Genomic DNA, 22,065 nt, shown 5'->3' on the forward strand with positions numbered 1-22,065 from the left:
AACAAAGCCGAGGGAAAACCTCGGCTTTTTTATCTTTGTAGTCAGTGGTTATACCGCTTCTGCGTATAGGTTGTTGTAATGCTCTTTCTTGGCATTAAAACGATAAACTAAATCGTCAATCCCTTCTTGGCAGTATGGTTTTAAGCCACTCATTACCATACGCTTACGACCAGTACCAACCACTTCACCATTTTCTTTAAAGCAGAACTTCAATGTTACGCTACCACGTTTACCATCAACATCAATATCAGAGGCTGTTAGCTCAACGTGAGGGCACTTAAGATCAAGACGAGTAAACTCAAGCTCCATGCTTTCGTAAACAACTAGAGGGCGGGTAGGGTTGATCATAATGTCTTTAGATTTCATTAAAGGCACCATGATGTGTGGAAAGTTCATGCCTGAAAACTGCACATAACTTTTGGTGATTTGTGCAATCAGATCTTGATTGTGAGTGGTGTCGCCTGTACGTGATAAGTGCAAATATTCTTTGCCGCCATCATCAACCATTGATAGTTCTGATTCTGATTCTGATTTGGTCGCGATACTTAGCTCAGTTGTTTCGTTGATCATGCCAGCAAATGACACTCGCATTTTTTGACTAATACCAACGTTTGCAAGTAGTACAGAAAAAAGGAGATCACCAGGTACGCAAAAACGCTTGTTATCTTCGTCATGAATTGGATTAAAGTCGCCTGCGATACGTTTTGCAAAATCACTCGCTTGTTCACGAGTAAAAGAAAATTTGCCACTTTTGTCTGAATAATATGTATCTAAAAACATGTTACGTATGAATACCTGAAATAGAAACTGCCGCTATTCTACAACATAAATTTCATTTAAATGGTCTAGCCAGATGAAAACGGTTTGATATGAAATTATGTGATAACGCAAGTCTTTCCATTCATAATTAACTGGTCTGACTTTTTTATTAGATCAAGATCACACTTGCTGTATTGGTCAATAAAATGAAGCTAGATTTGAATATTTTCAATAAAACTCAAACATTGATTCATATTGGTTATTAACTGTTCTGAAAATGTTTTTTTTTTCTGAATAATCAGAAAAATCGATTTTTGACGTGTAGATCGATAAATTATTCTGTATCATCATGCGCACTAAGCATATGGAAATCTTTTGTTACATATTTTAATAAAATGAAAGATTCAAATGACTTCTAAACGTGTAGAAGACTGGAACAAAATAAGTAGCATGGAAGCTGCAAAAAATAAAAAAAGCCAAGCTAAATCATTTAGCTTGGCTTAATTATTTGTCAAATCGATAGGTTTATCGATAAGTGTTATACACGTACATCAAGTGGGATAATCGTAACTTTATCACCAATCTCTGCATTTTCTTGCTCTGGTAATATTTCAATTAAGCAGTTTGCTTCACTCATTGAACGTAGAATTCCCGAACCTTGCGAACCTGTACTTTGCACCACTAATCGACCATTAGCATCGAAACTGGATATACCACGAGTATATTCAGTACGACCTGGGCGAGAGCGTAGCTTCTCTGTCGCAATCGCTTGATGGGTTTTAGGTTGCCAATCAACAATCCCTTGTTGTTTACGAATAGCAGGCTCGACAAATTGTAAAAACGCCACCATCACAGCAACTGGGTTACCCGGTAAACCAAAGAAAGGCACATCACCAATAGTACCAAAGGCAAGTGGTCGACCTGGGCGCATATTAATACGCCAGAAGTTGATTTGACCTAACTTATCAAGAACAGTTTTGATGTAATCCGCATCACCGACTGATACGCCACCTGATGATAAGATCAAATCGGCTTGGCTGCTTGCCTGTTGTAAGGTTTTTTCAAGAGATGCTTCGTTATCATCAATAATACCAAGATCGACCACGTCACAGCCTAACTTGGTTAGTAGGGCGTACAATGTGTAGCGGTTTGAATCGTAAATACAGTTAGGCTTTTGTTGCTCACCCGGTTGCTGCACTTCATCGCCAGTTGAGAAAATCGCAACACGAATAGGTTTGTTGATGGTGATTTTATCGATACCTAATGAGGCAACCATGCCAAGCTCTGGTGCTGTAATTGTTGTACCAGCCGCCACTGCAACTTGACCTAATGCTAAATCTTCACCAGCTTGACGCACGTTTTGACCAGCTTTGATTTTACCCATTGCAAGGTTAAACGTGACCGCGTCACCTTCTTGGTTTGCTTGCTCACGCATAATGACTGTATCGGCACCTTGTGGCACGGGAGCACCTGTCATAATGCGTACTGCTTCACCTGCTTGTAGGGTGTTATCATAGCTATGGCCTGCTAACACTTGACCAACCACATGGTAGCTTTCACGATCGAGATCATCACCACGAATGGCGTAACCATCCATCGCTGAATTAGTATGTTGTGGCACGTTAACTGGCGATAAAATGTCTTGTGCGACAATTTGTCCCAATGCTTGATGAAGGCTAACGGACTCGCTGTTGTTTAATGGTTTGATTTGCTCAAGAATTCTTTCACGACCTTGAGCGACCGATAACATGCCTGTTGGATTGATATCGCTGCAGCTTAATGTTTGCGCTTCAGGATTAGCAGTGCTGTGAGCGTAATCAATAACAAAATCTGTAATTTGGTCAAGATTGTTAATATCCATTTGTGGCAAGGCACTATCAGCAGGGATATTGGCAGCAATGGCAATAATATTAGCGTCTTCTGGATGTAACCAAGGTTTACCGATTTCTTCTCGGTGTAGTTCAATTTTAGGGAAATCGAGCTTTTTAAAACCTTCCACCAAAATCAGATCTAATTGGGTTTGATCCAATTGGCTCAGTAAATAGGGAAGTTGGGCTTCTTCTTCTGGCGTTTCTGTTACTAATGCACGACGGTAACGGGAAGAGATCAACATTTGGCTTGCACCCGCTTTACGTAAGCGGTAACTGTCTTTGCCTTCTTGGTCGATATCAAAATTATGGTGGGCATGTTTAACCACGGCTACACGCAATCCACGCTCGACCAACTTAGGTAACATGGCTTCAAGTAAGGTGGTTTTTCCGGTTCCACTGAAAGCGGCAAAGCCTAATAGAGGTAGCGAGGCGTTAATTTGACTCATGTAGCACTCCAAATTGAGAGAGTTCTTCAGGGGTATTTAGGTTAACGAAGGCATTAGGTTGATCACTAAAATCCACCGTTATCATGTTGCATTGGCGGTAAAGTAAGATGATTTTACGATCGCCATTGGCAAGAAAGGCTTCAAGCTTGGGTAAGATCCGACGATGCATTAATGTTACAACGGGCTGAATATGCTCACCATTGTGGGCTACGGCAATATCTGTATTTTCATCACAGGCATTTGCCATGCGCTTAACTAAATCATGGGGCAGTTGTGGGCAGTCACAAGGGACGAAACCAATCCAATCATTATCAATGGTAGATAAGGCGGCATGCATACCGCCTAATGGACCGGGATAGTCTTTAATTGTATCACCAAACACGTTACCAAATTGGGCGTAACGTTCTTGGTTACGATTAGCGTTAATGGTGATATGCGAGGTTTGTGGCTTCAGCGTTTCGATAACATGTTGAATTAAAGGCTTATTAGCCAGCTCTATTAACCCTTTATCATTGCCTCCCATGCGGCTGGCTTGGCCACCCGCTAAGATGACCCAATGGGTTTGTTCAGGCGTAGGCATAGTTATTCTTGCTATCCTTATCTTGTTTAACAAGCTGCAAATCTGCACGCTCAATCAATTTTGTGTCATTAATTGTCCACTGGCGACGGCATAACGCAGTTAGTTCATTATGCTGGTGGCTAGTGATCACAAGGCTTGAGCCTCGTTCTAATAAATCTTTTGCCAGTACGACTTGGCGACTGATGGATTCTTTATCCATGCTTGCACTGGATTCATCCATCAAGAGGACACTTGGCTTTAATACCCATGCACGTGCCATCGCAACACGTTGGCGTTCACCGCCAGATAAAACAGAAACGTGTTCATCTGCAAGGGTCTCTAATCCTACCATTCTTAAGGCGTTAATGGCTTCATTTCGACGCTGTTGGCGATCACGAACGATGTATTTTAAACCATAACAAACATTATCAAATACTGTGCCATCAAACATATACGGTGTTTGATGCATGTAGATAATCCCGTTTTGGTAACAACCACCAAACATGCGACTTAACCAATGCTGTTGAGTGTTGAGTTTTCCTGTTGTCGGTTTTTGTAACCCAGCAAGCACTTTTAAAAGGGTAGTTTTACCTACACCATTATCACCGGTTAAATACACCGCATCCTGTGGCTCAAGCTTTAACTGAGGAATATGAAAAAGTAAGCGATGTTTAAAACGAACTGAAAGATCCGTCGCTTCGATTGAAATATGCGTCATATCAATGCCCCAGCTTAGTTGGTACGCAAGTGGGCTTTGCCACGAGAGATTGATAAAATAAAGTTTAGACCGAGAGCGAGAATTAATAAGACCATTCCCAAGGCGACACCTTGTGCAAACGCACCTTTAGAGCTTTCCAATGCAATGGCTGTCGGAATATTTCGTGTTGAATTTAAGATGTTGCCACCAACCATCATTGAACAACCCACTTCTGTAATAATGCGGCTGAACGAAGCGACAATGGCGGCTAATAATGGAAAACGGCTTTCCCACATTAGGCTCATTAATGCGCGTGGATAACTTGCGCCTAAAGAAATCGCGGTTTCCCATGCTCGACGATCGCTGTTTTGAAACGCAGCGTGCATCATCGAAATTAAAATAGGTAAACAAATTAAGATTTGTCCTAACACCATGGCTCGTTGGGTAAATAGCATTTGCCAATCACCTAATGGACCAGAACGAGAGAGCAACATATAAAGCAATAAGCCAATAACGACTGTGGGTACAGATTGCAGTGTATTGATGAATGAAAGGGTGAGCCAACGGCCAGGGAATTTGCCATAGGCAAGGGCGAAGGCAATCAGTAAAGAGGGGATCAATACAATCGCAATAGCTAAAAGAGAGACAGAAAAAGAGACACCCACAATGCCCCATAGCGCACTATCACCACTAAAGAGAAGTTGAACTGCTTGTTGCGTTGTCTGCCAAATATTCATTCTAATTTTTATCTATTAATTAACGGGTTACGCCGAACACATCCTAAGTTAATTATAACAGAAGTCATAACTAGGCAGGATAGTGTTCGGCGTAAAGTACTACAAATCCGAATTAACGGAATGAATTACTGTGTGATTGCATCGGCAACGAATAGTTGCTGACCATGACGTTGGTAATCGTTGATCATGGTTTGTGCTTTAGGATTAACTAACCAGTCGCTGAATGTTTTTGCACCTTGGTAGTTAATATTTGGGTAACGGCTTGGGTTAACCAGAATCACTTGGTAAGGGTTGAATAGACGCTTGTCACCTTGCACCATCATTTCTAGGTTTAGTTTGTTCTCGTAAGCAAGCCATGTACCACGATCTGTTAGTGTGTAACCTTGTAATTCAGATGCCATGTTTAGCGTAGGGCCCATGCCTTGACCTACTGCTTTGTAACCACCGAAGTTTGGTTCCATTTTAGTTTGTGCCCAAAGGTTCAGCTCTTTCTTATTTGTACCTGAATCATCACCACGAGAAATGAAGACTGAATCGGTTTCAGCAATTTTTACTAATGCATCAGCAACATCTTTGTCGCCTTTGATTTTTGCTGGATCGCTTTTAGGGCCAACAACAATGAAATCGTTATGCATTAATTTACGAGGAAGCACACCGAAACCACCTTCAACAAATTTCGCTTCAGCTTTTGGCGCGTGAGTCATCACTAAATCGACATCACCGTTTTCACCCATGCGTAAGGCTTTACCTGTACCAGCTGCTAACACTTCAACAGTGTAACCCGTGTCTTTTTTAAACGCAGGAAGCAGGTAATCAAGCAAACCTGAGTGATAGGTGCTAGTTGTTGTAGCTAGACGGATAGTTTTATTTTCGTTGTTATCAGCTGCATGACAAAGACTTGCTGTTGCAAGACCTAGGATAACTAAACTTGTTTTTAAAAAGTTCATAAGGTGTTAGACCCAAAAATGTAAGTAAAAAATAGGTGGGATATTTTGCTCCCTAAAAGCTTATGCGCTTATAAGCAAATAAAATGCCAGTTTGATTAGTATTTGTGTTATCTATTTATGATTTTTATAATTTATTGATTATTAAGTGTTATCTCGGGTTTTTGGCTTAATATTAATAATCATGCTGAAATCTACTTTGACTTTATTGTCTAGGGTGAGACAAAATGTCGCATCTTTATTATGGGTAATAATGTCTCTATATGTCTGATCTTGAATTAAATGCGCCGTGGACAGCTGTTTCTGTACTAGTTGTTGATGATGAACCGGGTATGCGCGCCATCCTAAAAAAAGCCTTAAGTAAAAAATTCGCTCAAGTGGATACGGCTGGCAGTGTAGAAGAAGCAGAAGAAATTCGTAAACGTTGCCATTTTGATTTATTGATCGTTGATATTAATTTACCGGGGCGTTCCGGTATTGATTGGCATGAAGCGTTTGATCCTACGACACGCCGTAGTGATGTGATCTTTATGACAGGTTATGCCGATTTAGAAATGGCAATCCAAGCGCTACGAGCAGGTGCTTCTGATTTTATTTTAAAACCGTTCAATCTAGAGCAAATGATGCAATCGGTGAGTCGTTGTATTGAGCGTCGCTTGGTTGAGCGCCAAAACTTTGCTTTGCAACGCGATGTTGAGCGTAGCTATCCTGTCGATATCATCGGCGATGCTGAAAGCACTCAGCGAATGAAAAAGATGATTGCCCAAGTTGCACCTTCTGTTGCTGCGGTATTAGTGGAAGGTGAATCAGGTACTGGTAAAGAGCTGGTGGCACGTGCACTTCACCAACTGAGTAAACGTACAGGTCCTTTTGTTCCTCTTAACTGTGGTGCGATTGCCCCTGATTTGTTGGAAAGTGAATTATTTGGTCACGTTTCTGGTGCGTTTACTGGTGCTAAGAAAGGTCGTGATGGTTTATTCCGTGTTGCTAATAACGGCACACTGTTTTTAGATGAAATTGGTGAAATGCCATTATCTATGCAGTCATCACTGTTACGTGCATTAGAGCAAAAAGCGATTCGTCCCGTTGGTGCTGAACGTGAAGTGCAAGTAGATGTCCGTATTGTGGCGGCAACAAATCGAAATCTTAAAAAAGAAGTGGAAGAAGGGCGTTTTCGCCAAGATCTGTATTACCGTCTTAACGTGTTAACCATTGAACTACCAGCGTTACGTGAACGTGTTGAAGATATTCCCGCACTTGCGCATCATTTTACTCAACAGCTTTCTAAAGATTTAGGCATGAAGCCTATTAACTGGACCCATGAAGATATCCTTGCCATGCAAGCGTATCAGTGGCCGGGTAATATTCGTGAGCTACGTAATATGATGGAACGTTGCATTCTGTTGGGTAAAGCGCCTGCGCAATATTGGCAAGAAATTAATGGTGAATTACCCGATGCGGTTGCCAATGCCGTTTCATCAGCTTCTGCGTCTAATGTGGATGGTGATGATAAACGTCCCTGTCAGTGTCATGAAAATGGACAAGATCAATATTGTTACCCAACCGATTGGACCCTTAAAGATGTTGAGAAAGCGCATATCATGCAGGTAGTTGACTCTCATGAAGGCAATAAATCAGCGGCAGCCCGTCAGTTAGGTGTGGCTCGTAAAACATTAGAGCGTAAATACAAAGAATGGGCTGAAGAGTCTGCATCATGCGAATAACCAAAGCCTTCACTCATCCTAAAGCCTTTATCTTATTGTGGCTGCGGCGATTTCGTACCATGGTGCGTTATCGTCTGTTGGTGCTGACATCGGTTCCTATCGTTATTACGTTGTTTGCCTTGATCGGCTTAACGTTTTATTGGACGGTGACTTACACTTGGCAAAACGCCTTAATGAATGTACGTGCCGATTTAGCGGTGGCTCATCATAGTATGGAGCTATTGCAGAAAGAGCAGCGTATGGAACTGCATTCAATGGCATCTTCCTATGATTTTCAGTATCGATTACGTTTTGATGAATCAGCATTAAGCAGTTGGGTACGTACTGAAACGAAACAATATAAGTTGGATTTCATTGTTCTCCATCCAGCATCTGCGTTAGGTGAATTTTCTAAGCAAGAACGTCATTTATTGTTAGAAGGGAAAGAGCAAACCTTCTTTCAAGTGCTAGATAGCCAAGAGCTGAATACCTTAAATTCCGATCTACCAGCTCGTGCTCAAGTTCCTTTATTAAAAGAACATAAAATTGAGCGTAAAGGCTTAGTTAGTCGTAGTTTAATCCCAATTTTTAATCAAGAAGGACAACTACAGTGGATCCTTGATGGGGGGATTCTGCTCAATAACAGTACATCGCTGGTGGATCGCATTCGTGATCTAGTGTTTGCTGAAAATACGTTGCCTGATGGCAGTATCGGTACTGTTACTATCTTTATGAATGATATTCGTATTAGTACGAACGTGCCGCTTGATAGTAAAAATCGTGCAGGTCGTGCAATTGGTACCCGTGTGTCACAAGAAGTCAGTAATGAGGTACTGAAGTTTGGTAAAACATGGGTTGATCGGGCTTATGTTTATGATAGCTGGTATGTCTCAGCTTATGAGCCTCTACATGATAATAACGGTCATGTCATTGGTATGTTGTATGCGGGTTATTTGCAATGGCCACTGATCAAGACCTTCTTAACTAACATTATTGAGTTAGGTGTCGGTATTGTCTTAGTGCTATTGATTTCGGGTATTTTGGTTTATCGAGGATCTCGTGATTTGTTTCTTCCGATTGAGAAGATTTACTATGTTGCGAAATCAGTACAAATGGGGCTCGATCGCCGTGTTGGGCAATTAGATGTTTGTTCTGATCACGAACTGCAAATTCTCGGTAATCAGTTTGATACCATGCTAGATCAGTTAGAACAGCGTAACCAAGTGATAAAACAAGCGGCATTAGAGCTTGAAGAGAAAGTCGAGCAACGGACGCATAGCTTACATCAGAAAACTGAAGAACTTGAGCAACATATTAAGTTATTAAATCAAGCTCGCTCTAAGCTGGTGGTTAGTGAGAAACTTGCCGCACTAGGTGAACTCACAGCAGGGATTGCCCATGAAATTAATAACCCACTGGGTGTAATTTTAGGTAACGTCGAGCTGATCCAATTTGAACTTGGTGATAATAAGGTTCAGGTGCAAGAAGAATTAGATGCGATCCATGCGCAGATTGATCGTATTCGTAATATCACTCGAAGCTTGTTGCAATATAGTCGCCAAGGCGGAGTACAAAACGAAGTAACATGGCATCACCTTAACCAGATTGTAGAAGAGAGCCTAACGCTGGTACGTTCTGGTACCAAAAAGATGGATGTGGAATTTGATGTAGACCTGCAAGCGAAATGTAGTGTAGAGGTCAATCGCCATCAACTGTTACAAGTGTTAGTTAATCTACAAATGAATGGTATTCATGCGATGGACGATCAAGGACGTTTAAGTATTAAAACGCAGGATTGGCTTGATGATACGAACAAAGTGCAAGGTGCGATAGTGAAAATCATTGATCATGGTTGTGGTATTCCTCAAGAGAACTTAGAACGTATCTTCGATCCATTTTTTACCACTCGTCGTTCTGGTACAGGGCTTGGGTTATCCGTTAGCCAAAGCTTGATTGAAGACATTGGTGGCGAGATTGAAGTAGATTCAGAAGTCGGCAAAGGTACAACGTTTACCGTTTACTTGAGACAAAAAGTCCCGGCTAATCACGATCTTGAATTGATGATGATGTCTTAAACTTGTATTTGAGCTTGAATGTAAAAGCCCCTTGGTATTTTCTTATATTAGTGAAATACCAAGGGGCTTTTTTATGGTTAGAACATAACAGAAAAGATTACATGATAGATAAGCCAACAATGAGGAAGGCTGTTGCGATGAGAGAGACACGGGTAATTAAACCTAAATGGGTAGGGTTGATCATTTCTTGATGCTGCATAGGCGCTCCTTATCATTTACTGTCATTTAAGCATAGCTTAGGTGAATAAATATTGGTGTTTTATTGTTATAAAATAAGACTCTATACCTCTTTTTAAGAAGAAAGTGAGCTAAAGATCAAATTTAAACGTTTGTGGGATAAATAGATCTCTTTATATGCACATATTGATATGTTTTTGATTTAGTTGTGTGAGCGATGGAGGACGAGTGGTTTTATTTTCGATCTTTCAGAAACAAAAAAACCAGCAATGGGATGCTGGCTTTTTCGCTTTCATAACTAACAACAATTATTGCGTTAATTCTTTCAGTTTTTTCTGTTGGTAGTACTTAGCATCAGCATTGATTGGCTTACTCTTACCAGTCAATAGCCATTGCTTAATGCGGCCTGCATCACCGATTGGCGTTAGCTTACCTTGAGAGTCAAGCATCACCATCAGGATTTTCTTACCATCAATAGTCGTTACCATACCTAGACAACGACCAGCTTCATCAAGGTAGCCTGTCTTAGTAACGTTGATTGTCCACTTTTTACCACGTGCTAATGCGTTGGTGTTGGTGTAACCCAGTTTATAGTTAGGCTTACCAAAATACGCTGTATGTACTGGAGATGTACTGTACTTACGAATTTCAGGGTATTTGTAAGCAGCACGCACCATTTTAGCTACGTCAGAAGCGGTAGAACGGTTGTGTGGATCAAGACCTGAACTGTCAACGAAATGTGTATTCGTCATACCCAGAGATTTCGCTTTACGGTTCATCGCTTTGATAAACGCTTTGTAACCACCAGGGTAGTTACCTGCTAGGGTCGCAGCGGCAAGGTTTTCAGAAGACATTAGCGCAATGTGAATAGTTTCACCACGGCTTAATGTTGAACCCATACGGATACGCGTGTAAGTGTTGTACATACGTGCTTTGTCAGTAGGGGTAAAAGTCAGTTTTTCATTTAGAGGCAATTTTGCATCTAGCGTCACCATTGCTGTCATCAATTTAGTTAAAGACGCAATCGGCATTTTTACATTGGCATTCTTCTTGTACAGCGTTTTGCCTGTACTTAAGTCAATTACATAATTACTTACTGACGCTGTTTGTAACTTGTTAGGATCCAGCTTACTGGTATTGATGCTAGCCACGGAAGAAAAACTAATGCTAGCAAGGGTGAAAAACAGAATGAAAGCGTTACGCACAACGGCTCCTTGGTAATGCTTAGGGGTAATAATAACAGTATTGTTAGTTTACGTATTGTCAGCTTAACAGTGGCTGTTAAGCAAGTCATGTTTATGTAAATACAGCATTTATTTGTTTTATAAATCGCCACTTGAACGATTTACTGAAAGAAACATTATTCAATAAATATATTAATAGTAAGAACAATAAGTACAGTTCTTAAGAAAGTATAAATGAGTTTGAGATATTTAAGATAAAACCGGCTGTTTTGAACCAAAGTAATGATTGCATTTGGTTGTTATCTGATTGCTTCATTATGACTAATGATAGATTTATATATTGGTGAAATAACGGATAACAAATTATTTTGATAGCAAAGCTGTATGTTTATACAAGGGTTAATCAATAAAGAAAACAAAAGGGTTTAGGGGCGTACGATATTGCCATACCGTGTAAAGTGATATCACCTTACGATTTAGAGCTCCTTTTTAAGTGATTTACAAATTCAATGAAATGAGCAATGAAATTAAGCTGGGTAATCCCATTTAACATTATGTATTTAAATTTTTAGCAAAACAAAGTACAATTGCTTGCTTTACAGACAAAAAGCAGAGTAAATATGTCAATACGACCAGCATTGTTAGTTCTTGCGTCTTTACTGTCGTTCTCATCACATGCATTGAACTTCCATGATAAAGATCCTAATGATGAGCTTAATGATATTAAGCAGAGCATAGAACAAGCACAGAATACCTTGAACTATGAGAGAACCGTAAATGGTGCTGGTCATGCCCCTATGCCGAAAGGCAATAGTGAGAAGCCGTCACGTAGTTATTTCGAGATTGTCTCTTATGATATTTATACTAGCCAAAGTGGAAAACGTGTCATTCAAGCTATGGTGACTAACCATTCTGGTGGCGGTATTTTATTAAAACCTCAGCAAATTAAAGCCTTTTTAAGTGATAACACTTATGTGGAGCCTGTACGTATTGAGCAAGAAGGGCGATTTACACAGGACGAAACTAAGGCTGTGACATTACATTTTGCTGATACCCAAGCATCAATACTGGGTTTAGTACTTCGCTCATACTAGCGATAAAGAAAAAGTAGTTAGCAGACAAAGAAAAGCCCAGATAAAACAATTATCTGGGCTTTATTGTATTGATGTATGTTAGCGCGCTGGTGGCTTAGTTAGCACTCCAGACTTGTTTACCTGTTCGGGCAAAGTTGTAGCCGCCTAATTCATGACCATGAGCTTGAACGTCTTCATCAGAAAGGGCTTGCAACAATTGTTGTTGTAGCGTTCTAAAGTAGATGTTCTTAGGGATCACCAATTCAAATGCTTCTGTACAGAGTGGAATGAAGCCTAAACCAAATTCACCTGCAGTACTTTGGCTGGCGCAACCTACATCTGCTTGTCCACGGGCGATAGATGAAGCCAACTCACGTTCGCTATTACACACATCGGATTGATTAAGCATAGAAAGGTTATAAGCGTGACCGTGTAACCATTCTTCTAATGCGCGCATACTGCCAGCACCCTCTTGACGTAATGCCCAGCGCCAGCGTGAAGAAAGTAATTCAGGTAATTGAATTGATTTTGAATTGACTGCTTCAGCTAAATCTTTACTCACCACTAAACCTTGTTGGCGTTCAAAGGCATGCACCAATACCCAGTTTTTATGACCTTGGTATTGTTGTAATAGTGCAGGGTGTCGAAGGCTTGCTTCTTCTGCATTACCCCAGTGAATAGCACACATATCAACATGACCTTTGCTTAACATGGCTAAGCCTTGGCGTGTACCTGTGGAGGTATAACCGACAAGGGCGGTACTGCCTAATTGGTTTGCCATTTTACCCACCACCATTTGTAACAGTGGATCGTCTGAGCCTGCAATTAATAAGCGATCGGTTAATACACCATTATGGCAAGATTCTAATAGCCACTTATCAAGCATGGCTTTAGGGAATAACCATTTGCCTGTGACTTTAGTCGCTGGAAGTAAACCATCATTGGCAAGGGCATAAACTTTCTTTTCATTAAGATCTAAATATTCCGCAACTAGCTTTGCGTTCATAAATTCTGGAAAGTCTGCCATTTAGTTTTGCTCTTTATTAGAAGATGGTTGTGATGTTGCGTTATTACTTTCTTGTTGTGATACAGCATCTGCGCCTTTTACATCAAGAATAAGATTCTGACCGCCGTTGTAGACTTGGAAACGATGACCTTTAGCGCGGGCAATCATGGTAATACCAAGCTTTTGAGCGAGTTCATAGCCCATTTGTGTCGCACCCGATCGTGATAGCAACACCGGAATACCCATTTGCGCCACTTTAATCACCATCTCTGAGGTTAAACGGCCTGTGGTATAGAAGATCTTATCTTCCCCTGTTTCGCCTTTAAGCCACATTTCACCAGCGAGGGTATCAACCGCATTGTGACGACCTACATCTTCGACAAAAGAAAGGATCTCTGTTCCTCGACAAATCGCACAGCCATGAACTGCGCCAGCGGCTTTATAGGTTTCGTTATGATGGGTTAACGCTTCAAGTAAACCATACAGCATAGATTGCTTTACTTTCACTTGCGGTAGCGTAACGTTTTCGAGCTTCTTCATGACGTTGCCGTACATGGTGCCTTGACCACAGCCAGAGGTAACGGTTTTCTTTTCTAATTTTTTCTCTAAACCATCGGTATTTTCACGGGTAATAACAGCGGCAGAGTTGGTATCCCAATCAATGATCAATGATTCAATCGCATCAATATCTTCGATAAAACCTTGGTTCTTAAGATAGCCGAGCACAAGCGCAGAAGGGCGTTCACCTAATGTCATTAAGGTCACGATTTCAATCCAGTTTAAATACACTGTTAGCGGGTGTTCGCACGCAATTTCTTTAGTCTGAAGATCACCGTATTCATCCATGATTTCCACAGACATCGTCTGCTTAACGGCGGATTTTGTTTTTATGATTTTAGGCAGTTGGCTCATTAGGGTATCCACTGGTTGCAAGGAACGTATCGAGAGTTCAAATAAGTCCGTCAAATGACACACAATGATACTAAGCTCAATAAGGAGCGTTTTATTGTCTGTATTAAGGCAAATAAGTTTGTCTCACGCTCGTTAAAGCAAATATTGTTCCATATTTATCTAAACATGCATTGCTGGTGGCTGATCAAGGTTGTGATGACGATATTTTGATATGTTATGCCTAATTGGTCTGAATTTTGCTTTATAGGGGCAAGTATTCTCAACCTATCGCTGTAAATGCGTACGGTAAAAGCAAGATGTAAGGGGTAATTGTGCCAGAACAAGCAAAACAAGAACTACATAAAGACGAAAATGTTTGGCCTATTTATTTTCGACTTCAAGCCGAAGAGAGGAAAGTCGGTCGTTGGACAACATTAGCTTGGTCTATTGAAGATCTGTGTTTAAACGAAAAAGATCGTCCAGAGGTTGAATTGGCGGAAATGGGTGAAGGGTATTACATGATGCCTTTAGAGCTTTTCCGTGACGAACGTATGGAATATCGCTTTAACCTAAACGCACAAGATCCGCATTTATTCTTTGTATGTGCGGAAGAAGATGAGCAATTAAAACCGGTATTAATGACCGCAGCTCAAGGTGTTGCAGCACGTTACATGGATGGCGACTATGTTGTATTACATATTCAAATTCCATTACCTATCCAAGTATGGATGGAAGCCTACCTAGGACGTCATGGCGAATTAGAAGAATGTAAACGTCGCGGTGGCGGAAAAGGCAAGAAACAAAAAGGGCGTTCAAGTGGCAACTAATTTTTTTCAACGTTGGTCTAATCGAAAACTAACAAAAAAAGAAGAAAATGAAACAGTTAGTGAAGAACTTACTACGACAACAACGAATGATGATTCAGCGGTTGTTGAAGCTAGTGATGCTCTTCAAACTGCAAGTGTTCAAGAAGAAAATGCCATAGAGCAAACTGAACGCGTTCAACCACAAGAGACAATAGAAGATACTGTATTAACGCATGATGATGCAGATGCCGTAACTTATGACTCTGGTGTCGCTTCTTTTATGAAAGGTTCGGTTGAGAAATCGGTGAAAAAAGCCGCTTTAAGAAAGCTATTTCATTCTGAAGAATTTAATTATATCAGTGACATGGATGACTGTACTGAAGATTATACAAGCATTAAAACACTTGATCCTGCTATTGCCGCACAAATGCGTGGTTGGGCAAATAAAGCATTAGAAAAAGTGACTGATATGGTTGAGAACTTAGATAGTGATGCCACAACGAATTCATCTGAGATCGCAGATAAATCATCAGATAGCACGAATAACGGTGATAAAGCACTATCTAACACACCTCAATCGTTAGCGGATCAAGGTTTGTTAACGACTCAAGATACTCTCCAAGCAACACAAGAAAGTGTAGTTGTTGAGCAAGATAAAGAAGAACCATTCCCTACAACGACTTCTTCTGAAAAAAACTCTGCGCAAAACAGTTAATTTTATTGTGTGAGACAAAAAGGGAACTAAAACCTTATTAATCGTTGGGACATTTTGGCGCATTGGGTCTTTTCTACTGCGTCAAAATGTCCTAATGCGGGTGGGTTGAATTATCCATCTCCGACTTTAGTTCCTTTTAGGTCATTTTATTCCGTGAAAAGTTGGATCGGTTATTGCTCTATAAGGGCGAGAAGAAAACGTTAGTTATATTTTATGACTGTTAGGTATTAAGACGTAACTACGTAGCTTCTTCAATCGGCACTGACTAGCGGTGACGGGCAAACAGGAATAAGAATGTTAAAAAGTACACTAGAAGCATTTTCTGATACAAACGGTAAAGCAAGAGCAGCGGCGATTAATGGCACTGTGGAGCTAACAAATTTAATTCCACCTACGGTGACATATGAGAGCCGTGGGGATTTGTTGATCGTGGGTGCTCAGGAAAACATTACTGCACTTGCTGAACAATTTTCAGAACTGCACAGTGTTACCTTATTGGCGACAGATGCAACTGAAGCGAAAGCAGGATTATCAAATCTTTACTTTAGCCAAGATGTATCAGCAAAAGGTTACCTTGGTGCCTTTGAGGTGACATGTCAGGTTGCAGGTCAACTAACAAAAGCAAACCTAGCGAAAGTGGCTATTGGTCGTGATTGTTTTGACTTGATCCTAGATATGACTGAAATCGGCATTATGTCGCTAGAAATTCCTGCTCCGGGTTATTACGCAGTAGGTAGTCGTAAAGATAAACTGGCTCAGCTGGTGGAAGATTTACCGGCTATGATGGGTACTTTTGATAAACCTAAATACTTTCGTTTAAACCCAGATCTATGTGCACACTCATCTCGTGGTGTTGAAGGTTGTGATCGTTGTTTAGATGCTTGTCCTGCAGGCGCACTAAGCAGTGATGGGGTAGAAATTGCGATTGATCCTTATCTTTGTCAGGGTGTTGGCACGTGTGCTACAGCTTGTCCGACAGAAGCGATCACTTATGCATTACCTGATCCTCAAAATACACAAAACTTTGTTCATCGTGTGATCACTCGTTATAAGCAAGAGGGTGGTGAAAAACCAACACTTCTTTTTTATGGCAATCGTGATGAGAAAGCAGTGACTCAGGCACTAGCGACTTTGCCTTCTTCTGTTATTGCAATTGCACTAGAAGAATTAGCAACAGTGGGTGTGGATACTTGGTTTAGTGCATTAGTTTATGGTGCGCATCAAGTTCTTTTAGCGACAAACACTAACTATATTCCTGCAACGATTGATCGCGTTTTATCTAATGAGCTAGCAATGGCTCAACGTTTCTTAACTGAAATGGGTTATGACGCCGATCGTATTTGTCTGTTTGATTTTAGCGCTGTTGAAACTTACGTTCCTTATCAAGAAGCATTAGTTGCGCCTGTTTCAGAAGCTTTAACTGGCTCGAAACGTGAAAAACTATTTACTTCACTTGAAATGCTTTACACCGACGCGAGTACAAAACCAGAACAATCTTCTGTTGTAGAAAAAGCGCCTTATGGTTCTGTTTCCTGTGAGACTAAAGATTGTACGTTATGTATGAGTTGTGTGGCTGTTTGTCCAACACGTGCATTACATGCTATTGGCGATCGTCCTGGTCTTCTATTTATTGAAGAAGATTGTGTTCAATGTGGCATGTGTGAAAAAGCTTGTCCTGAAAAAGTGATTTCACTAGAACCTCGCTTTAATTGGGATTGGCAAGCACGTAAAGAAGCCAAACTTGTTCATGAAGAACCAGCGGCTTGTTGTATTAGCTGTGGTAAAGCATTTGCGCCTGCCTCTATGGTGAAAATGTTAACTGAAAAGCTTCAAGGGCATTCTCACTTCCAAGGTGATGCAATTCGTCGAATTTCCATGTGTGAAGATTGTCGTGTGCGCGATATTTTCGAACAAATGGAAAAAGATCCAGCAAGTCAGGCACGAGTGTAAGGAACAAAGATGGAAACTGTGGCTATGAATCCAGCTCAAACGTCATTGAATGAAGACGCAGTACTACGTATTGAAATCTATAACATGCTTGCACATTTATTCCGTCAGGCTCCTGATCAGAATGTGCTGACTTTTTTAGCTGATATTGATGTTGATACGGCAAGTAACCCTCAACAATCTACTATGGCTGCTGCTTGGCCTTTACTAAAACTGGCAGCAGAGAAAAGCACACCACTTGCGGTTGAAGAAGAATATCAAGATCTCTTCATTGGTATTGGTCGCGGTGAAGTTGTGCCTTTTGGCTCATGGTATTTAACAGGGTCATTAATGGAAATGCCTCTGGCTTATCTGCGTCGTGATCTTAAGCAATTAGGATTTGAACGCGATGAGTCAGTTAAAGAACCGGAAGATCATATTGCGGCTTTGCTTGAAGTGATGGCAATGCTAGTAGAAGGCGGCGATGCCCACCTTCAAAAAACGTTCTTTAATCGCCACCTTGCAGAGTGGTGTGAAAAGTTCTGTACCGATGTTAAAGCGGCTAACAGTGCAGTTTTCTACACTGCGGTTGGCGAGCTTGCTCTGCAGTTTTTAACTGTTGAGAAAACATGCTTTTTAGAATCGAAATAACCCTATACGTTGCCTGCAACGGTTTCGATTTAAGGCAATAAAATTAAGGCAAAAACCCATCGTTAACGGTTATAAGTTAATGATAAAGGAGCAAACTTTATGAGTGAGCAAAAAACCAATGAAAGCCGTCGCCAGTTGTTAAAAAACATTGGCTTAACTGTGGCTGCTGGTGCTGTTGCTGCGGGTACGACAACAGCGGTACAAGCTGCTGACAAGTCAGAAGAGAAAAAAACAAAAACAACTAAAGGTTATCACGAGACGCAACACATTCGTGATTACTACAACACTTTGTAAGACGGGGCTCTAAATGAAACTTACTAAACGTTCCGATAAAGTGAGCAAAGAAGAAAACCAACTAGGTATTTCTCGTCGTTCTTTTATTCGTAATACATCTTTAGCTGCTGCTGGTGGCGTTGCAGGTGCAAGCATGTTTGCACCAGGTATGATGAAGAAAGCGCAAGCTGCTTCTGAAGATGTGTATGACGCACCTAAAGTTGTTAAACGTACTATTTGTTCACACTGTTCAGTGGGTTGTGGTATTTACGCAGAAACGCAAGACGGTGTATGGACTCACCAGGAACCCGCTTTCGATCACCCTTTCAATGCTGGTGGACACTGTGCGAAAGGCGCAGCACTTCGTGAACATGGTCACGGTGCACGTCGCGTTAAATACCCAATGAAACTTGTTAACGGCAAGTGGAAGAAACTGAGCTGGGAACAAGCTTTAGATGAAGTTAGCCAGCAAGTGCTTAAGATCCGTGAAGAGTCAGGCCCAGATTCTGTTTACTTCCTAGGTTCTGCAAAGCACAACAACGAACAGGCTTACATGTTCCGTAAAATGGTGTCAATGTGGGGCTCTAACAACGTTGACCACCAAGCGCGTATTTGTCACTCAACAACAGTGGCAGGTGTAGCGAACACTTGGGGTTACGGTGCAATGACCAACTCACTGAACGACATGCACAACTGTAAGTCGATTCTGTTCATTGGTTCAAACCCAGCAGAAGCTCACCCAGTAGCAATGCAGCACATTCTTATCGCGAAAGAAACAAACAGCTGTAAGATCGTTGTTGTTGACCCGCGTCGTACACGTACTGCTGCAAAAGCTGATCACTACGTTTCTCTACGTCCAGGTACTGACGTTGCTTTCGTTTGGGGTGTGCTATACCACATCTTCCAAAACGGTTGGGAAGACAAAGAATTCATCCGTCAACGTGTTTACGGCATGGACGAAGTTCGTGCAGAAGTGGCGAAGTGGAATCCAAAAGAAGTTGAGCGCGTTACAGGTGTGCCTGAAGATCAGGTTTACCAAACAGCGAAAATGCTATCTGAAAACCGTCCAGGCTGTGTAGTTTGGTGTATGGGTGGTACTCAGCATACTACGGGTAACAACAACACACGTGCTTACTGTATCCTTGAACTTGCACTTGGCAACATGGGGAAATCAGGCGGCGGTGCAAACATCTTCCGTGGTCACGATAACGTACAGGGTGCAACTGACTTTGGCGTGCTTTCTGACAACCTACCAGGCTACTACGGTCTATCTGAAGGTGCTTGGAAACACTGGGCGCAAGTTTGGGATGTAGACTACTCATGGCTACAAGGTCGCTTCGACCAAAACACTTACAACGGTAAGAAGCCAATGAACAGTGCAGGTATTCCTGTATCTCGTTGGATCGACGGTGTTTTAGAAAACAAAGATAAGATTGAACAGCGCGATAACATCCGTGCAATGTTCTACTGGGGTCACGCTGTAAACTCACAGACTCGTGGTCCTGAAATGAAAACTGCAATGGAAAAACTGGATATGATGGTTATCGTTGACCCATACCCAGGTGTTGCTGCTGTAATGAATGGTCGTACAGACAATGTATACCTATTCCCAGCAACTACGCAGTTTGAAACATACGGTTCTGTAACCGCAACTAACCGTTCTATTCAATGGCGTGATCAAGTTATTGAGCCGCTATTTGAAGCAAAACCTGACCATGAAATCATGTACTTGCTATCTAAGCGTCTTGGTTTTGCTGATCAACTATTCAAGAACATTAAAGTTGAAAACAACCGCCCACACATTGAAGACATTACTCGTGAATTCAACAAAGGTATGTGGACGATTGGTTACACAGGTCAAAGCCCTGAGCGTCTAAAAGAGCACCAACAAAACTGGCATACATTCAACCGTACTTCTCTTGAAGCGATTGGTGGCCCAGCGAACGGTGAAACTTATGGTCTACCTTGGCCATGTTGGGGTACGCCTGAGATGAAGCACCCAGGTACGCACATTCTTTACGATACATCTAAGACTGTGGCACAGGGTGGCGGTAACTTCCGTGCTCGTTTCGGTGTTGAACACAATGGTGTAAGCCTATTGGCTGACGATAGCTACTCACTAGGTTGTGAGCTAGAAGACGGTTACCCAGAGTTCACTTCTAAGATGCTGAAGCAACTTGGTTGGTGGGACGATCTAACAGCAGAAGAGAAAGTAGCTGCTGAAGGTAAGAACTGGAAAACTGACCTGTCTGGTGGTATTCAACGTGTGGCTATTAAGCACGGCTGTATCCCTTACGGTAACGCAAAAGCACGTACTGTGGTTTGGACGTTCCCAGATGCTGTACCTGTTCACCGTGAGCCACTATACACGCCACGTCGTGATCTACTTCCTGAGTACCAAACTTGGGATGATAAGGCGCACTTGTTCCGTCTACCAACACTATACCGCTCAATCCAAGAGAAAGACGTATCGAAAGAATACCCAATTATTCTAACGTCTGGTCGTCTGGTTGAGTACGAGGGTGGTGGTGAAGAAACACGTTCAAACCCATGGCTTGCAGAACTACAACAAGAAATGTTCGTAGAAATTAACCTGAAAGATGCGAACGATCGCGGCATTAAAGATGGCGAGATGGTTTGGGTTGAAGGCGCAGAAAAAGGCCGTATTAAAGTGAAAGCGATGGTAACGCCACGTGTTCGCGAAGGCTTAGCATTCTTGCCATTCCACTTCGGTGGTGAATTCGAAGGTGAAAGCCTACGTAGTCACTACCCAGAAGGTTGTGCTCCATACGTTTCTGGCGAAGCAGCAAACACTGCGACAACGTACGGTTACGATCCAGTGACCCAAATGCAAGAAACTAAAACAACTCTTTGTAACATTACTAAGGCTTAAGGAGCTGACCCATGGCACGTCTAAAATTTCTATGTGACACAAAACGTTGCATCGAGTGTAACGGCTGTGTGACAGCTTGTAAAAACGCAAACTCTGAAGCTGTTGGCTGGGGTATTCAACGTCGTCGCGTTGTTACTTTAAACGATGGTCTACCAGGTGAAACATCGATCTCAGTTGCTTGTATGCACTGTAGCGATGCACCTTGTATGGCGGTTTGTCCTGCTGACTGTTTCAGCCACACAGAAGACGGTATTGTTCAACATAACAAAGATCTATGTATCGGTTGTGGTTACTGTCTGTTTGCTTGTCCGTTTGGTGCGCCTCAGTTCCCTAAACAGGAAGCGTTCGCAGAGCGTGGCAAAATGGACAAATGTACTTACTGTTCAGGCGGCCCTAATACTGAACCTGGTTCAGAAAAAGAGCGCGTACTTTATGGTGCAAACCGTATCGCAGAAGGTAAGCTACCTATGTGTGCATCTATGTGTTCTACCAAATCACTACTTGCAGGTGATGCTGAGAAGATTTCTGAAATCTTCAGCAAGCGTGTTGCTGCTCGTGGTGCAAAAGATGCAGGTTGGGCAAGTACTGAAGATCTAGCGTACGACGCTGCAAAAGTACAAAAAGCTTAATCGTCTATTGTTGGGCTCAAGCATGATTTGAGCCCAATTTTAGATCTCGT

At 41.7% G+C, this 22,065-nt stretch carries 19 protein-coding genes; 10 read left to right on the forward strand and 9 right to left on the reverse strand.

Features of this window, described 5'->3' with window-relative positions; genetic code table 11:
* Positions 1-48: 48 nt before the first annotated feature.
* The 6 genes from Q7657_RS16140 to Q7657_RS16165 form a co-directional block, all read right to left on the reverse strand.
* Positions 49-780, reverse strand: coding sequence for a DUF3581 domain-containing protein (locus Q7657_RS16140; protein WP_107167002.1), 732 nt, complete (start codon positions 778-780; stop codon positions 49-51).
* A gap of 517 nt (positions 781-1,297) precedes the next feature.
* Positions 1,298-3,076 carry a bifunctional molybdopterin-guanine dinucleotide biosynthesis adaptor protein MobB/molybdopterin molybdotransferase MoeA gene (locus Q7657_RS16145; protein ID WP_107167001.1) on the reverse strand — a complete coding sequence of 593 codons (1,779 nt, stop codon included), beginning with the start codon at positions 3,074-3,076 and terminating at the stop codon, positions 1,298-1,300.
* On the reverse strand, positions 3,063-3,656 hold the full coding sequence (gene mobA / locus Q7657_RS16150; RefSeq protein ID WP_023932370.1) for a molybdenum cofactor guanylyltransferase MobA: 594 nt from the start codon (positions 3,654-3,656) through the stop codon (positions 3,063-3,065). The genes Q7657_RS16145 and mobA overlap by 14 nt, the downstream gene beginning before the upstream one ends.
* Positions 3,643-4,353 carry an ATP-binding cassette domain-containing protein gene (locus Q7657_RS16155; protein WP_107167000.1) on the reverse strand — a complete coding sequence of 237 codons (711 nt, stop codon included), beginning with the start codon at positions 4,351-4,353 and terminating at the stop codon, positions 3,643-3,645. The genes mobA and Q7657_RS16155 overlap by 14 nt, the downstream gene beginning before the upstream one ends.
* 14 nt (positions 4,354-4,367) lie before the next feature.
* A complete protein-coding gene (locus tag Q7657_RS16160; RefSeq protein ID WP_008987008.1) occupies positions 4,368-5,069 on the reverse strand; it encodes an ABC transporter permease in 702 nt (233 codons plus the stop codon).
* Between the two features lie 125 nt (positions 5,070-5,194).
* Positions 5,195-6,016 carry an ABC transporter substrate-binding protein gene (locus Q7657_RS16165; protein WP_107166999.1) on the reverse strand — a complete coding sequence of 274 codons (822 nt, stop codon included), beginning with the start codon at positions 6,014-6,016 and terminating at the stop codon, positions 5,195-5,197.
* A 260-nt stretch (positions 6,017-6,276) separates the two neighbouring features.
* On the opposite strand from Q7657_RS16165, the gene Q7657_RS16170 reads away from it, so the two are divergent.
* Entirely contained in the window at positions 6,277-7,737 is a 1,461-nt protein-coding gene (locus Q7657_RS16170; protein ID WP_107166998.1) for a sigma-54-dependent transcriptional regulator, read from the forward strand.
* A gap of 59 nt (positions 7,738-7,796) precedes the next feature.
* Positions 7,797-9,791, forward strand: coding sequence for a sensor histidine kinase (locus Q7657_RS16175; RefSeq protein ID WP_107167016.1), 1,995 nt, complete (start codon positions 7,797-7,799; stop codon positions 9,789-9,791).
* A 485-nt stretch (positions 9,792-10,276) separates the two neighbouring features.
* Here the strand turns inward: Q7657_RS16175 and pbpG are convergent, their stop codons facing one another.
* On the reverse strand, positions 10,277-11,173 hold the full coding sequence (pbpG, locus tag Q7657_RS16180) for a D-alanyl-D-alanine endopeptidase (protein ID WP_053989766.1): 897 nt from the start codon (positions 11,171-11,173) through the stop codon (positions 10,277-10,279).
* A 599-nt stretch (positions 11,174-11,772) separates the two neighbouring features.
* On the opposite strand from pbpG, the gene Q7657_RS16185 reads away from it, so the two are divergent.
* Complete coding sequence (locus Q7657_RS16185) at positions 11,773-12,246, forward strand: hypothetical protein (RefSeq protein ID WP_107166997.1); 474 nt, start codon at positions 11,773-11,775, stop codon at positions 12,244-12,246.
* Between the two features lie 94 nt (positions 12,247-12,340).
* Here Q7657_RS16185 and Q7657_RS16190 read toward each other — a convergent pair whose 3' ends face one another.
* Together Q7657_RS16190 and fdhD are read right to left on the reverse strand one after the other, a co-directional pair.
* The gene (locus Q7657_RS16190) at positions 12,341-13,252 is read right to left on the reverse strand and encodes a substrate-binding domain-containing protein (RefSeq protein WP_053989764.1); all 912 of its coding nucleotides are present in this window, start codon (positions 13,250-13,252) and stop codon (positions 12,341-12,343) included.
* Positions 13,253-14,143, reverse strand: coding sequence for a formate dehydrogenase accessory sulfurtransferase FdhD (gene fdhD / locus Q7657_RS16195; protein WP_107166996.1), 891 nt, complete (start codon positions 14,141-14,143; stop codon positions 13,253-13,255). It lies immediately after the preceding gene.
* 311 nt (positions 14,144-14,454) lie between these two features.
* Between fdhD and Q7657_RS16200 the strand changes: the two genes are divergently transcribed.
* The 7 genes from Q7657_RS16200 to fdh3B all read left to right on the forward strand — a co-directional run bounded on the left by Q7657_RS16200 (position 14,455) and on the right by fdh3B (position 22,015).
* Complete coding sequence (locus Q7657_RS16200; RefSeq protein ID WP_008987016.1) at positions 14,455-14,949, forward strand: DUF3305 domain-containing protein; 495 nt, start codon at positions 14,455-14,457, stop codon at positions 14,947-14,949.
* Complete coding sequence (locus Q7657_RS16205) at positions 14,939-15,643, forward strand: DUF3306 domain-containing protein (RefSeq protein WP_107166995.1); 705 nt, start codon at positions 14,939-14,941, stop codon at positions 15,641-15,643. Before Q7657_RS16200 ends, Q7657_RS16205 begins: the two co-directional genes overlap by 11 nt.
* A 294-nt stretch (positions 15,644-15,937) precedes the next feature.
* Positions 15,938-17,593, forward strand: a complete 1,656-nt coding sequence (locus Q7657_RS16210; protein WP_107166994.1) for a 4Fe-4S binding protein — start codon at positions 15,938-15,940, stop codon at positions 17,591-17,593.
* A gap of 9 nt (positions 17,594-17,602) precedes the next feature.
* Positions 17,603-18,220: a TorD/DmsD family molecular chaperone gene (locus tag Q7657_RS16215; protein WP_107166993.1), complete on the forward strand. Its 618-nt coding sequence runs from the start codon at positions 17,603-17,605 to the stop codon at positions 18,218-18,220.
* Between the two features lie 99 nt (positions 18,221-18,319).
* Complete coding sequence (locus tag Q7657_RS16220; RefSeq protein ID WP_008987020.1) at positions 18,320-18,514, forward strand: twin-arginine translocation signal domain-containing protein; 195 nt, start codon at positions 18,320-18,322, stop codon at positions 18,512-18,514.
* Positions 18,515-18,527: 13 nt separating this feature from the next.
* Positions 18,528-21,386, forward strand: coding sequence for a formate dehydrogenase subunit alpha (locus Q7657_RS16225; protein ID WP_107166992.1), 2,859 nt, complete (start codon positions 18,528-18,530; stop codon positions 21,384-21,386).
* An 11-nt stretch (positions 21,387-21,397) separates the two neighbouring features.
* Complete coding sequence (gene fdh3B / locus Q7657_RS16230) at positions 21,398-22,015, forward strand: formate dehydrogenase FDH3 subunit beta (RefSeq protein ID WP_053989758.1); 618 nt, start codon at positions 21,398-21,400, stop codon at positions 22,013-22,015.
* The last annotated feature ends 50 nt before the right edge of the window (positions 22,016-22,065 follow it).

This window comes from Candidatus Photobacterium acropomis, assembly GCF_030685555.1.
GTDB lineage: Bacteria > Pseudomonadota > Gammaproteobacteria > Enterobacterales > Vibrionaceae > Photobacterium > Photobacterium lucens.